Origin of the sequence: Terrimonas sp. (genome assembly GCF_003075435.1) — a bacterium.
Taxonomy (GTDB): Bacteria; Bacteroidota; Bacteroidia; order Chitinophagales; family Chitinophagaceae; genus Agriterribacter.
In genome coordinates, this window is record NZ_QCZJ01000022.1 from 66,700 (window position 1) to 80,648 (window position 13,949).

At 38.2% G+C, this 13,949-nt stretch carries 14 protein-coding genes; 11 read left to right on the forward strand and 3 right to left on the reverse strand.

The genetic code is table 11. The features are described from left to right. Nucleotides 1-5: 5 nt before the first annotated feature. Entirely contained in the window at nt 6-1,475 is a 1,470-nt protein-coding gene (locus tag DC498_RS19820) for a DUF3375 domain-containing protein (RefSeq protein WP_116875898.1), read from the reverse strand. A gap of 381 nt (nt 1,476-1,856) precedes the next feature. Between DC498_RS19820 and DC498_RS19825 the strand changes: the two genes are divergently transcribed. From DC498_RS19825 to DC498_RS19875, 11 genes are all read left to right on the forward strand, one after another. Next, nucleotides 1,857-2,957, forward strand: coding sequence for a hypothetical protein (locus DC498_RS19825; RefSeq protein ID WP_133176912.1), 1,101 nt, complete (start codon nt 1,857-1,859; stop codon nt 2,955-2,957). A 403-nt stretch (nt 2,958-3,360) separates the two neighbouring features. Continuing rightward, nucleotides 3,361-3,687: a SymE family type I addiction module toxin gene (locus tag DC498_RS19830; protein WP_133176913.1), complete on the forward strand. Its 327-nt coding sequence runs from the start codon at nt 3,361-3,363 to the stop codon at nt 3,685-3,687. 305 nt (nt 3,688-3,992) lie between these two features. Then, nucleotides 3,993-4,247 carry a type II toxin-antitoxin system ParD family antitoxin gene (locus tag DC498_RS19835; RefSeq protein ID WP_116875933.1) on the forward strand — a complete coding sequence of 85 codons (255 nt, stop codon included), beginning with the start codon at nt 3,993-3,995 and terminating at the stop codon, nt 4,245-4,247. Continuing rightward, on the forward strand, nt 4,237-4,536 hold the full coding sequence (locus tag DC498_RS26825) for a type II toxin-antitoxin system RelE/ParE family toxin (protein WP_116875901.1): 300 nt from the start codon (nt 4,237-4,239) through the stop codon (nt 4,534-4,536). The genes DC498_RS19835 and DC498_RS26825 overlap by 11 nt, the downstream gene beginning before the upstream one ends. A 205-nt stretch (nt 4,537-4,741) precedes the next feature. Then, nucleotides 4,742-5,341, forward strand: a complete 600-nt coding sequence (locus DC498_RS19845; protein WP_116875902.1) for a hypothetical protein — start codon at nt 4,742-4,744, stop codon at nt 5,339-5,341. 5 nt (nt 5,342-5,346) lie between these two features. Further along, nucleotides 5,347-7,470 carry a cation:proton antiporter gene (locus DC498_RS19850; RefSeq protein WP_116875903.1) on the forward strand — a complete coding sequence of 708 codons (2,124 nt, stop codon included), beginning with the start codon at nt 5,347-5,349 and terminating at the stop codon, nt 7,468-7,470. A gap of 234 nt (nt 7,471-7,704) precedes the next feature. After that, on the forward strand, nt 7,705-8,211 hold the full coding sequence (locus DC498_RS19855) for a hypothetical protein (protein WP_133176914.1): 507 nt from the start codon (nt 7,705-7,707) through the stop codon (nt 8,209-8,211). A 275-nt stretch (nt 8,212-8,486) separates the two neighbouring features. Then, complete coding sequence (locus DC498_RS19860; RefSeq protein WP_116875905.1) at nt 8,487-10,733, forward strand: TonB-dependent receptor; 2,247 nt, start codon at nt 8,487-8,489, stop codon at nt 10,731-10,733. 85 nt (nt 10,734-10,818) lie between these two features. Continuing rightward, nucleotides 10,819-11,448 carry a hypothetical protein gene (locus tag DC498_RS19865; RefSeq protein WP_116875906.1) on the forward strand — a complete coding sequence of 210 codons (630 nt, stop codon included), beginning with the start codon at nt 10,819-10,821 and terminating at the stop codon, nt 11,446-11,448. Between the two features lie 29 nt (nt 11,449-11,477). Next, complete coding sequence (locus tag DC498_RS19870) at nt 11,478-12,161, forward strand: hypothetical protein (RefSeq protein ID WP_116875907.1); 684 nt, start codon at nt 11,478-11,480, stop codon at nt 12,159-12,161. Beyond that, entirely contained in the window at nt 12,154-12,444 is a 291-nt protein-coding gene (locus DC498_RS19875) for a winged helix-turn-helix domain-containing protein (RefSeq protein WP_116875908.1), read from the forward strand. Before DC498_RS19870 ends, DC498_RS19875 begins: the two co-directional genes overlap by 8 nt. Nucleotides 12,445-12,510: 66 nt before the next feature. Here DC498_RS19875 and DC498_RS19880 read toward each other — a convergent pair whose 3' ends face one another. Together DC498_RS19880 and DC498_RS19885 are read right to left on the reverse strand one after the other, a co-directional pair. Then, a complete protein-coding gene (locus DC498_RS19880) occupies nt 12,511-13,191 on the reverse strand; it encodes a hypothetical protein (RefSeq protein WP_116875909.1) in 681 nt (226 codons plus the stop codon). 217 nt (nt 13,192-13,408) lie between these two features. Next, nucleotides 13,409-13,828: a hypothetical protein gene (locus DC498_RS19885; protein ID WP_116875910.1), complete on the reverse strand. Its 420-nt coding sequence runs from the start codon at nt 13,826-13,828 to the stop codon at nt 13,409-13,411. Nucleotides 13,829-13,949 lie beyond the last annotated feature (121 nt).

A 13,949-nucleotide genomic window follows, 5' to 3' on the forward strand; every position in this document is an offset into this window, starting at 1 on the left:
CAATTTTATTTACTGAATAATAAATAAGGTACTTCCACAAATTTGGTGGCTTCTTTGTTCAACGGTATCAGCTCCACTGCCGACCCGATCACCTGTACCCTTTTGGCTTTCTCTTTCAAAAAGCTGTAATAGCTTATCACTTCCGCCAGTCCGTTATCCAGCGACGTGGCTTCAATGATCTCTTTTAACGTAGCCGTTTGTTTGTGCTGCAATACCTGCTCTACTTTTTCCCACAATAATTTTTTATCAATGAACGATGTATTCAGCATGCGGTTAAACCGTTCCACGTCCGCGATGCTTTCCACCGCCGCAACAGGTTGTTTCAATACACCCGCCGTCTTTTTTTCTTCCAGCACCAGCTTCCTGTCCATCGTCATTTTTATTTCTGCAGCTTCTTCCACTACCAGGCCGGCATCAATCGTTTCTTCATCCATCAAATCAAACACCAGCTCTTTTATGCTGCTGATCTGCTGCCGCAGCCTGCGATGCCGTGCAATTTCTTTTTCCGTAATAATGCGGCTCAGCTTTTCCGCCATCTTATCATTCGCATCGTATACCGACTTACCCTGTTCCAGTAAAAACGATTTAATATTCTGCAGGAAATTGGTATCGCTTTCCAGCGCACGGTCTTCCACCAACAGCAGCAATTGCTCCGTAAGGTTACGCCAGTCTTCCTGCCCGTTGCGCGAGATCAGGAAATCCCAGAAAGCATAAAAGCTTTTTCCCTGGTTGCTGCTGCGCAACGCGTCGTACGATTCAAAAGCGAAGCCCACAATAGCGCCCTTGTTTTGTTCCGCTTTGGTATGCTGCTCCACGATGTTTCGGTGTATCTGCTTAAAATTATCTTCCACTTCGCGAAAGTCTCCGATCAGCTCATAGCACAGCTTCACAAACAGGTCGAGCCGCTCCTGTACCTGCGCATTGCTATAGCGTTGCGGCGCCACACCCAGCTCAATCGCTTTAATTTCCTTATCAATTTCAGCGCGGCGATCCTTGAGTATCTGCAATTTTTTCTCGCGGTCGTCTTCAGTATTCTCCACCATATCGCGCAGCGATGCAAACAGCATTTTAAACCGGCTCTCCGTACCCACATGGTGCTGCCCTGCCTGCAGGTTTTGCATCCATTGAAAAACCTTTTCAGTATAAGCGCTCAACTGGTAATTCGTATTCCCGTCAGTATCCGGAAAATCCTGCAGTATCCGCTTCTGCACCCAGTTCAGCAGGTATTTGCGGCTGCGGCTCTCCTCATCCTCGCCAAATTCAATCCGCGCTTCTTCCAGGTCTTCCGTGCCATCCGCATGTGTGCCCAGGGTTTCCGCCAGCAGCGGCACTAATTGCTCCTCTTTTATCACCATCTTACGGTGCTCCTTAAACGCAGTATACAAAAACGGCAATACCCAGCCCGCATTACGCAGCCGCAGCATCTGCAATGCAGGCGATGATTGAATTAAAAATGCTATGTGCTCGCTCGTCATGCCCGGTAGATCAATGTTGTAAAGGGGACGCAAAATAACACAATATAGGCAGTTGGCAGCGGTTGGGGATATCCGGTGATTTGCACGGGCCGAAAAATATATTATGGCTTTTTTTGTGAACCAACTGCAATGCTACTATTGGGCTGCTGTTGCCACGCTCGCTTGTACGATTGGAACAATATTGGGCATTGTGCTACGGCGTTTATAAATAGGATTTGGATGCGGGTTGGGAGAGTTTAGAGAGGTATAGTGTTTACCAAAAATTATTTACCAGTAATACCATTAAATATGATAAAATTTTATTATTCAAAAGTTTCATATATTTTTGAGTAAGCTGCAATAGCACCAAAGCAAGTACTTGGCCTAAACTTTATGATAAAAATGTTGAAAGATTTCGTAAATCAATTAACTCAACCACAAGCAACGTTATTTGCTTCAATTATAAGTGCATTAATTGCCATTACAATCATATTTATCAATAGATATTTTGAAAAAAGGAAGAAAAACAGCGAAAAATATGATGCAATTAAAAAATATGCTAACCCATTAATTCTATCTTTAGAACAATTAGCTTGGAGGCTTAAAGAAATTTTAGAATTCAAAGGAGCATACTTATTACCTAATGCTCCAGAAAATGGCTTTTTCAAATATAAATTTGAAAGCACCGTATATCGTCTTTGTGCGACACTTGGTTGGATTGAAGCTGCTAAAAAAGAACAATCATATTTTTCCGGAATAAAAGTAAGACAACATAATGATATCCAAATTGCAATTAAAGCGTTCCAAAAAGTTTTGGCAGATGGCTCTCACGTAGAAGTCTCAATAATAGATGAATTAATAAAACTGTACAAAATCGAAATCAAAATAATATCTGATAATAAACGAGCATTGTTAGGTGTAAAAATGGAAGAAATTGTCTTTAAATATATCCCTTCAAATGTTAAGCGAAATGTCAATGAACTTAGTGTTGAAAAGCAAATAGACCTAATAAAAGAAATACTTGATTTAATTTGCTTAGAAACAAATCAATCACAAATTGATAAAACTGTCATTCAAGAATTTAGACAAACATCAATAAACGAAATATCAAGAGAGTATTGTTGGATATATAGAGATTGGCAAAATGCAATTGGAGAATCAATGTTGAAGTCAATTCAAAATGCGAACAGGAGATTTGATATTATTGGGTTTGCCGAATTTGAAGAACTGAAAGCTCAAAATGAATGGTTGAGCAAACCCGATGCTTTGTTTTCTGCTATAGATGTTTCAAAAGAAAATAGGTTTGACAGTAGAGTCTCTCAATTGAAACAGCTTTTTGGAGCAACATCAAATCTTATAGTTGTTTTGAAAAACCTTATTGATAAACAAGAAACAATTTCACAAGAATCAATTGATTCTTTACAAAAATTCAACTTGACTTTAGGCAATACAAACAGATTGAAGTCGAAGAAAAGAATAAAAATCAAAATAAAGTACGAATAAAACATCAACTACATATCGCTATTCTGCTTAGGCTCCGAACTGGACTTTGATATTAAATTTGGCTGACGGTTCTCAAATCCCACACTGCGGTAATACGCGAACCATTAACGACAACCCTTGTGGGTGCTTTCCTTCACGAGAACTTATGTGCTAAATTCTATACTAAGAAATTTTAATCTTGTCCTTTTTTATAAATAAATATTTTTATCTTTGGAATGCATTACACTTTCTAAAGGCGACATGGCTCGTCAGATTGTACGGGCATTTTTTATGCCTATACTTTAAGATACGCGGTTTCAGTACCCCCGTGTGGAGCGTTAATGCGCCCACTGCCTTTAGAAGGTGTAATGCAACGGGAAAGGCTGAAACCGTATTTGCTTTAGCCAACAAAAAATTTCTGAAAATGCATTACACAGGAATGAAAAGTCGTAAAAAGACTAACAAGGCAACGACTATTAAAAAGGTACTTAGTAAGAAGAAGGATGAGATAAGTGTTCATCTAAAACAAGAAACTCTTGCTGTTCGGTATTTGAAAGTCCAACCGTTTTATCCCATGACCGGAGAATACAAGCTATCTGGACAAATCGTTTCACAATTAAGACTTTGTGGAAAGTGGTTGAAAAGCGCAGGATTTCATCCAAATGCTTATGTAAGTATAGCTGTTATGAATGGGCTGTTAGTTATTCAGTTGACTTCAATGACAAAGGAGAAAGTACAACTTGACACATAATTACGTTGGACTAATCTGCCGCAAACATGGAGACTTTGTGTTATGTCAGCGAATAAATAACGCCGCCTTAACGACCATACTTTCGTAGCCTGAAAATCCAACCAGACATCAGGTTTAACGAATGCAGCCAGATTACTATTCCGGCAATCAGGCTAAGCGGGCTTTGGCTCGACAGGTTAGGCTTTACTCCCGAATCGTCAGTTAAATTCGGATTGGCGGCTTTGTTTTGTTGTCCGCTACCATTGAGCCAATCCCAAATTTGGAAAACATACCAATAATTGGTATTTTTGATGAAACTTATAACTATGGCAAAAAACACTTCAATTCTGTTAGGCGACTACTTTGAGAACTTCATTAATCATCAAATTCAAAGCGGACGTTTTTCTTCTGCCAGTGAAGTTGTTAGAACTGCTCTAAGGCTTTTTGAACAAGAAGAAAATCAAAAAAAAGAATTGATAACAGAGCTTAAAAAAGGAGAGAAATCAGGCTTGATTCAAAAATTTGACCGAAAAAAATTTGTAAAAAATCTTCACGGCAAATATTTGAGTAATGAGTTATAAAATTAGTGTCAAAGCATCGGAAGACATTGAAAATATTTGGTTATATACTTTTGAACACTGGTCTTTGGAACAGGCTGACAGATACGTAAATTTGATTTTTGATGAGATTGAATATTTAGCAGACCATCCAAATTCAGGAAAGGATTTTAATTATATCAGGAAGAACTATCGCTGCTCAAGAGTCAAATCGCACATAATTTTTTACCGGCTTATTGACAAACAAAGTGACATCGAAATCATAAGGATCTTACATCAAAGAATGGACATCGGGCATCGCCTGAATGATTAGGGCAAAGTACCTATCTGTGTTTTTTAATTTCCCCCATGAGATAAAATTTCAAAATAAACACCGAAATTTTGCGGTAAATAATCGTAATGAAGGATTGCAGTCACTACGCAGTTAACTTTCCCCCTGATCATACCCCAGGTTACAAAGATTGAATATCTTTGATCATATCCTGCTTTTATTTGTTCACCAAGTTGATATTTGAATAATGATCAGAACCACAACAACGTATTTTTTTCTTTTCGTGTTCGTATTGTTGTTTGCAGCTTGTTACGATAAGCAGAGAGAGCAACAATTGGTACAGCGCGAACAGGCATTGCTTGAAAAAGAAAAACAATTTGCATTAAAGGAAACCGAATACCAGGCATTGATAAAAATGCGTGATAGTTTATTGGCCAGGCGTATGGCTGATTCAGGTAAAAAAGATGGCATGGTTAATGTAAACTGGCCTCCTGAAATTGCAGGTTTATGGAATGGTAAAGTAGTCTGTACAGAATCCAGTTGTTCGGATTATGTAGCAGGAGACGTGCGAACAGATGTATGGGAGTTTGGCAGTGATTCCAGCCAGCTTGTTGCCAAAGTAATTAATAACAAAAAGCTGATACGGGTGTATACCGCTGTATATAACAACAACCAGGCAAGGCTTCATTTTAAAACCGATGCTGCTACTGATAAGCAGGTTGAAATGAATATTTTGCTGAACGAAATAAGTGCTGCCAAAATTAAAGGGCTCCGTATTCTTACAATAGACGATAAGTGTACTGCTAAATTCTCCGTTGAACTAAGCCGGGTGCCTAATAAAGATTAATCATCATGTTCTTATTAAATATTCACAATCTATCGCTGCCTGTTGAAGACCCGGTGCTCAGATTTTTAATATTGCTTATCATTATACTTGGCGCGCCATTACTGCTGAATAAAATTAAGGTGCCACATCTTCTTGGGCTTATTATAGCAGGCGCTGTAATTGGTCCTAATGGTTTTAATATACTTGCCCGCGATAGCAGTATACTGGTGACAGGTACAACAGGACTTTTATATATTATGTTTCTTGCAGGGTTGGAAATAGATATGGGGGATTTTAAAAAGAACAAATGGAAAAGCCTTGCATTCGGAGTGTATACGTTTACGTTACCACTTATCCTGGGTTACTTATGCGGGTACTATGTATTGGGGTTTTCTACAGTAACATCAGTGTTGTTCGCCAGCTTATTTTCATCACACACGTTAATTGCTTATCCATTGGTGAGTAGAATGGGGTTAGCTAAAAATATAGCGGTAAATGTTACTGTTGGCGGAACGATGATTACCGATATACTTGCCCTGCTGGTGCTTGCCGTTACTGTAGGTATGGCAAAAGGTGAAGTAGGGCAGGAGTTCTGGTGGAGGTTATCTGTATCTGTTTTAATATTTGGCTTCATTGTATTATTCCTTTTTCCAATAATCGGAAGATGGTTTTTCAAAAGGGTAAAAGATAAAATATCACAATACATTTTTGTATTGGTTATGATTTACCTGGCTGCCATGTTGGCCGAAATTGCCGGTGTAGAAGCGATCATAGGTGCGTTTCTTGCCGGCTTGGCCTTAAACAGGCTTATTCCCCATACATCATCCTTAATGAACCGGGTTGAATTTGTGGGCAATGCTATTTTCATTCCTTTCTTTTTGATAAGCGTGGGTATGATCATTGACTTTTCTGTTTTTTTTAAAAGCTGGGATACCATTAAAGTCGCTGTTTTAATGTCTGTTTTGGCTATCGGCACCAAATACCTCGCTGCCAGGGCCACACAAAAAACTTTTGGACTTAAAAAAGAAGAAGGTGGATTAATATTTGGTTTAAGTTCAGCTTCAGCGGCTGCAACCCTGGCTGCTGTGATGGTGGGGTACAATGTTATTATTTCTGAAAACGAGGCAGGTGAACCGGTTCGTTTATTAAATGAGCATGTTTTAAATGGCAGTATACTTATGATATTGGTATCCTGTACCATTTCTTCTTTTGTAACCATGATTAACGCAAAAAAAATTGCGGAATCGGATAATGAAGATACCGTAGCCGGTAAGCATCCGGAAGAAGAAAGTTTACTGCTTGCCCTGAACCACGCAGAAACGGTAGAAACGATGGTTAACCTCTCGCTACTGGTAAAAGCAAAAACCAATGATGAAGCAGTATATGCCTTAAATGTTATCAATGAGGAAAAAAATGAATCTTCCATAAAAAATGCGGAGAAGCTGCTTGGTAATGCAGTAAATATAGGTTCTGCAGCAGATATTAAGATAACACCGCTTACACGCTACGATAACGATGTAATCAACGGAATAAACAATGTAATTAAGGAGAAGAAAATAACAGACCTGCTGATTGGGCTAAAAACTGATAAAGGATTTTCTCCATCGTTTGTATACAATTTATACAATGGATACCTGCAAAATGAAAATACCAATGTGCTGGTTTATCATGCTGTGCAACCTATCGCTACTATTAAAAGGCATATTGTAGTAATGCCGCCCAAAGCACACCTGGAACCAGGATTTTTTCATGCACTGCTTCGCATCTGGAATATAGAAAGGAATTCAGGAGCTGTTATTGCATTTTATGCCGCCGGCGCTACGATCGATATCTTAAAAAAGATCATTAAAAAAGTAAATATTGAAGCAGAGTTCAATGCTATTCAAAGCTGGAAAGAAATGGAAAGCGCGGCAAAGTCAATTGAAGATGATGAAGCGCTTATTATGCTGATGTCAAAAAAAAGCATGGTTTCATATATGCCGCAAATGCGCATTGTGCCTGATATATTGAATAATGAATTTTTGGATAAGAATTATCTGCTTATTTTTCCTTTTACCAATAGTGAAGATGATTTTACTGAAAAGCGCTCTGTAAGCAATCACAAAGATTATGTAGAGATAGGAAATATTATTGGTAAGATATTTAAATAAGCGGTAAACAGCAGGTTATGGATATAAGGCAACGTTGTAAAACCTGGCCAGGGTAGAGGCTGCTTCTCCAGTATCAAGCTGTTAACACACCTGTATTGACGGCCTTATATACAATACATATATCACCTCTGTTATTATTAACATTTGTAAAATCTCCGGCATTGGTATATAACCTTCGATAAGCAAAATACTATCCGGTTATCATAGCCGTTTTTCAAATCAATGTTTGGGATTATGAAAAAACTATTGATGCTTTTCCTGCTTTTTGCTTTTAGAGAAACTGCCGCAGCGCAACAATCCGGCCGGCACATATATCAAACCTATCCTATTACTATTGATACATTGTTCACATACATAAACACCAAGGATGATGTGATTAATATTACGGTTAGTAATCCCACGGAAAACAAAAGGCAGCTTGTAATGGAAATCGTTGCAGTTGAAGAGGAAAACAGCTACTGGGGAACCATTTATTCTGCTGCCATAAATGAGGATAGTTATTTTTTTAAACAGTGGCGGCAGGGAAGAAAGATGGCAGAGAAAATGAATATTAAATTTATACTTCCGCGTTATAATAAACTATATCAAAGTATTGAAGATGATGAGGCAAAAGACTTTAGCTTTACCATCAGCGGTAAACCTATGCAAAAAGGAATGCCTGTAAGGCTTCGTATAACAGCTACCGACAATAACGAAACAGTATACTCCCCGGTGTTTTATCTTCATAAACAGCCTGAGTAAAAAATATATAAGGGCTTTGTTCAACATCTGCATTATCATATACCAGAATAAGAAACGAATTCCGGTGTAATGCTAATTCCGCGTTCAGGCAGTATCATAAAAGCGTATTTGTGCAGGTAGTTAATCTGCCGCGACAATGAATATATTGAGTATCAGTATATAAGTCAACCAGAGCTCTGCCTGCCGTTACCAGGAGTGAATTGCTGAAAAGTGACACCTTAAATTATTTGGTTTATATTGTAAACTAATTTATTTTTGAAATAAATTTACAAATAGTGAAACCCCTCTGTTATATTTTTATACTGCTTATTATTGGTTATTCCGGCAATGCACAAACGAAAATATCAGGTACAATAAAAGATAATAAAAACAAGCCTGTGCCTTCTGCTAGTATTGTTTTAAAAGATACTTATGATGGTGCTACTTCTGATTCATCAGGTAAATTTTATTTTGCTACTGCTGAAAAAGGAAAGCTTACGCTGACAGTAACCGCGGTTGGTTATAGACCTGCAGAACAGATCATTGATATTACGGGCAATGATATCACGATCAATATCGCTGTTAGAGAAGAAGTGAGTGAATTGAAAGCTGTGATCATTTCAGCAGGGAGCTTTGAAGCAGGCGATAAAAAAAGAGTAACCGTTTTAAACTCTATTGACGTTGCTACTACCGCGGGCGCTAATGCTGATATTACCGGCGCATTAAAAACATTGCCTGGTGCTCAGCAGGTAGGAGAAAGCGAAGGCTTATTTGTGAGAGGCGGAACCGCCGCTGAAACAAAAACTTTCATAGACGGCACACTGGTCAATAACTTTTTTTACAGCAGTGTGCCGGGTATTGCGCAGCGTGGCCGATTCTCCCCGTTTTTATTTAAAGGTACAGTATTCAGCACGGGTGGTTACTCAGCGTTATATGGACAGGCTTTATCTTCTGCTTTAATACTTGAATCTATTGATTTACCTGAGCAGGGCTCAAGCAATATCGGTGTATCTGTTTTGAGTTTAAATGCAGGGCATCAGCACCTTGCTAAAAATAAAAAATCATCATGGGGCATAAGTTATAGCTATGCTAATTTGTGGCTTGCATTTAAAGCCATTAAACAAAGGCAAAACTATTCCAGGGTACCGGAGTACCATGAAGGTGATGCGAATTTCAGGATTAAAACTTCTGAAACAGGTATCATCAAATATTATGGATACTTCAGCGCTAACCGTTTGGGCATTATTACACCCAGCATTGATACAGCAGGTTACTATGACGCGTTCAACATCAGGAACTTCAATATGTACCATAACCTTTCTTACAGAGAAAGCCTGGGTAACGGATGGAAACTGACTACCGGAATTTCTTATTCAACCAATAAAGATAATATTGAAGGGCAATTGCAGGACGGTGCCGAAAAGGAAGTAAATATTCCACCACTTGCATATAAAAATTTTGAGCTGGAGTCTCCTGGACAATACTTCAATGCTAAAACAGTAATTGATAAAAGGCTGATGGGTATTTCTGTTATCCGTTTTGGAGGAGAATATAATTACAGCAACGATAAATACCACTATACTTTATACAACGGGCAAAAATTCAGCAGCAGCATTGTTGATAATTTAAAAGCAGCGTTTGCAGAAACTGATATCTATATCACCAATGATCTTGCGGCTAAAATCGGGGGACGTTTTGAACATTCTTCTTTACTCAATAAAAGCAATATCGCACCACGGGTATCTCTGGCGTATAAAACAGGAAGGCAAAGCCAGGCTTCCCTTGCTTACGGTATATTCTATCAAAACCCTGAAAAGAAATACCTTCCTTCGCCGGATGTGCTTATATTTTCAAAAGCCACACACTATATAGCACAATATCAAAAAGTAACCAGTAAAACCACGTTCAGGGCTGAAATGTTTTATAAAAAATATAATGACCTGATTAAAACCGATATGATCAACGCCGCGCAGCAGGTTGCCGCAAATAATAATGGATATGGCGATGCAAAAGGTTTGGAGATATTCTGGCGAGATAAAAAAACATTTAAAAACATTGATTACTGGGTATCTTATTCTTACCTCGATACCAAAAGAGATTATACCAATTTTCCTTATGCTATTCAACCAAACTTTGCTGCAAAGCATACCGCTTCGCTGGTAATGAAAAAGTTTGTAACCAAATGGAAAACCGGCTTCAATATGTCGTATACTTATGCGAGTGGCAGACCTTACTATAATATTATGTATGATGGAAGCGACTATAAGTTTACCGATATGGGCAAAGCAAAAGATTACAACAATGTGAGCTTCAGCTTAAATTATTTGCCTAACTTATTAAAGAAAGACAGCAAGACATTTACTGTATTGGTGCTTACCGTAAATAATATTTTCGGTATTAACCAGCTATATGGTTATAATTATTCTTATGACGGGTCAAGAAAAACGCCCATTTTACCGCCATCGAGAACCTTTATATTTCTTGGGGCATTCATAAGTTTTGGTATTGACAGAACGGAGGACGCCATTAACAGCAATCTTTGATAAACTATATTAAAATACTATACCATCCCTGGGGTATAAGGATAATAAATATTCTTCAGCAGGGGGAAGATAAAACAATCAGAATATGAAAAAGATACTATCATTATTCGCCGCCAGTATTATTATGTTTTCAGCTGCTGCTCAAAGTGAAAAATACGTAAAGGCTATGGAAGCCAATCTTGCAAAATTTGATACGGTTAAAACAACAGCAGGGTTAATTGACTTGTCGAACGCTTTTGCACGTATAGGCGATGCAGAAAAAAATCAATGGTTGCCTTATTACTATGCGGCATTAACGCTTTCAACAGCAGGCTGGTCAGATCAATCACTTGACAAGGATGCCAACGCGGAAAAGATAAAAGCTTTTTGTGCCAAAGCAGAAGCGATAAGTGATAATGCTGAAATATGCGCGGTGAGAAATATGGCGGCAACGCAGCAAATGCTTGTTGATCCGCAAACACGCTGGCAAACGTATGGACCTGAAGCGGCATCTGCAATGGAAAAAGGATTAAAGCTTGATCCTAATAACCCGAGATTGCATTTTTTGCAGGCGAGCGGTGTATTTAATACGCCCGAGCAATTTGGCGGGGGAAAAGATAAAGCTAAGCCAATGCTTGAAAAAACGCTGGAGCTGTTTAATGCAGAAAATCCCAAGCCGTTATATCCTCATTGGGGTAAGAAGCAGGTAGAAGACATGCTTGCGAGCTACAAATAATTAAACCTGAATTTTATAAATAACCCTTTATGCAACAGAAAGAGTTAACGGAGCAGGAAAGCCTGAAGCTGATAACCGAAATGATCGGTAAAACCCAAAGTCATTTTCACGAAAGTGGCGCAAGCACTATTTTATGGGGCACTGTTATCAGCTTTTGCGCATTGGTAAGCTTTGCCCAATCCTTTTGGAATTTCTCTATTGGGTTTGATATATGGATATTAACACTTGTAGCAGTCGCTCCCCAGATATGGATTGGTATAAAAGAAGGCAGATCACGCGTGGTGAAAACTTACCAGGACTCACATATTGATACAATCTGGACGGTATATGTAATCTCTATATTTGCCATGCTTGTTTACGCGAATATTGTTTCTTATACAAGTGTTAAGTTGCTGGCAGGAGATGGTTTGGAAATATTTTCGAAAAATATATCAACCGGAGAAGTAAAACCATACAGGATATTTCCTCCGAGTTTTTCCTCGGTTATGATGGTTTTATATGCATTTCCTACGCTGGCTACAGGACTAATCACAAAATACAAGCCTTTAATTGCAGGGGCTTTTATTTGTTATACCTGTTTTGTTGTTTCTTTGTTTACTTCGTTTACATACGATATGTTACTTAGCGCCATTGCAACAATTTGCTGCTGGCTTATACCCGGACTAATGCTTAGGAATAAATACCTGAAACAAAAGAAAGAGAAGGATGTTTAAAGATCTTGATCCAATATTACATTCACAATTGAGACTTGCTGTAATATCGCTCCTGATAGGTGTTAAAGAAGCCGAATTTACCTTTTTGAAGGAGAAAACAAATGCTACGGCAGGCAATCTCAGTGTGCAGATACAGAAGCTGAAAGATGCAGGCTATATTGATGTGATCAAGAAGTTCAAGGATAATTATCCGCAAACCATTTGTAAGATTACTACGAAAGGTATTAAAGCATTTGAAGAATATGTAAAAAACCTGCAAAGCTATCTTGGTAAAAATAAATAAGCGCAGGTGTTATACTGCGCTTTTAAGGATATTAAAAAAAACGGGGTCATGTTGTAGTGGCTCTGATCAACTTTTGATCAAAGGCACTTTTAGCCGATCTTTACTGTTTACAAGTACTTCCAGAAAATAATTGCCTGGCATCATGTTTCCCGTTCCTTCCATCTCGTAACTATTAAATCCTTCGGTTCCTGTATCTTTCTGTTTAAAAATTTCATTGCCATCTTTATCTGTAATGCGCATTACTATCATTGCCTTGTTTTTTAGCTGAACGTTTATGTGCAGGTTATTCAGCAATGTATTGGGGGTTACGCTTACCATGTTTAATACATCCGTATCATACAATTGCACAACCATCAGTTTTGAGTAACTTATTTTACCCCAGCTATCAATAATTTTAAGCCTGTAGATATTTGTCTGGCGCAACGGAGATTCATCTGAAAGGGTATATTCAGCCAGTGCCTTATCGTCAGAAAAAGAACCGATAGTGTAAAAGTTTTTGCCATTGCGGCTGCGCTCAACAAAAATGCTGTAGCAGCAATTGCTTTTTACTTTGCAGGCCAGATCTATTTTGTTTTGAGTAGATACCCCTGTAAAAGAAACGATTTCAACCATTGCCGGGGAATCGCTGCTGTGAGCTGTCTTTTCTTTTTTTAGTTTGCCTTCATTGGCAAGTGTTGCAAGAGGTGTTGCTATTGCCCATGCGCACGCAAAGGCAAATACTTTAATAGTACCGATAATACGTTCCATTGTCTCGTGTTTAGTTGATTTGTTGTTGGGTACGGACAACGACTTGTCTTCGTTTAATTACCGGTTTTAGTCAAAGGAGATCAAATAGTGTACGAATCTTTCTAAAGGTATTACTATTTGAGGAGATGATCCAGTTTTTTAATGAAAGGCCCCCTAGACAAGGGGCCTTTTTCCGATTAGGAATTCACAACCTCTATATAAAAACTTAAATAACTTTTTAAATGTTGATTTCAACAGTCTTACTGAATGTACAATTATCATTCAAATCAACCTGCTTAATTCTATAGCTTACTTTTCCGGCCGATACACCTTTCATTTCATCTTTAAACCTGTAATTTTTTATTTCCCTGCTGTCTTTCAGTGTAAAGAAAATAGCTATCGTTTTAAAATCCTCCCCACCATTGCTTCTTTGTATCTCAAATTGTTTATTGTTCTGTTCTTTATCGGTAGCCCAGGTGATCTCTGCTTTTTGGTTTACAAGCTTCACTGCAACATCTTCGAAAATAGCTGAGGTGGCATTTTTAATATCTTTTGCATTAACAGTTACCTGGTTTGCAGGATAAGCTGTTTCCGCTTTTGCGTATCCGAATAAAATCGTTGCTGCTGCTATGTAAATTAATACAATCAATTTTTTCATTTTTTCAATTTTAGAGGGGTGAATAATTCAGTTGCCACAGGTCGGAATCGGAGTGGTTTTTAGAGCGATATTGAAAAAATGAATAGTGCTTTAAGGTTAGATAACAGAAATATTCTACGGT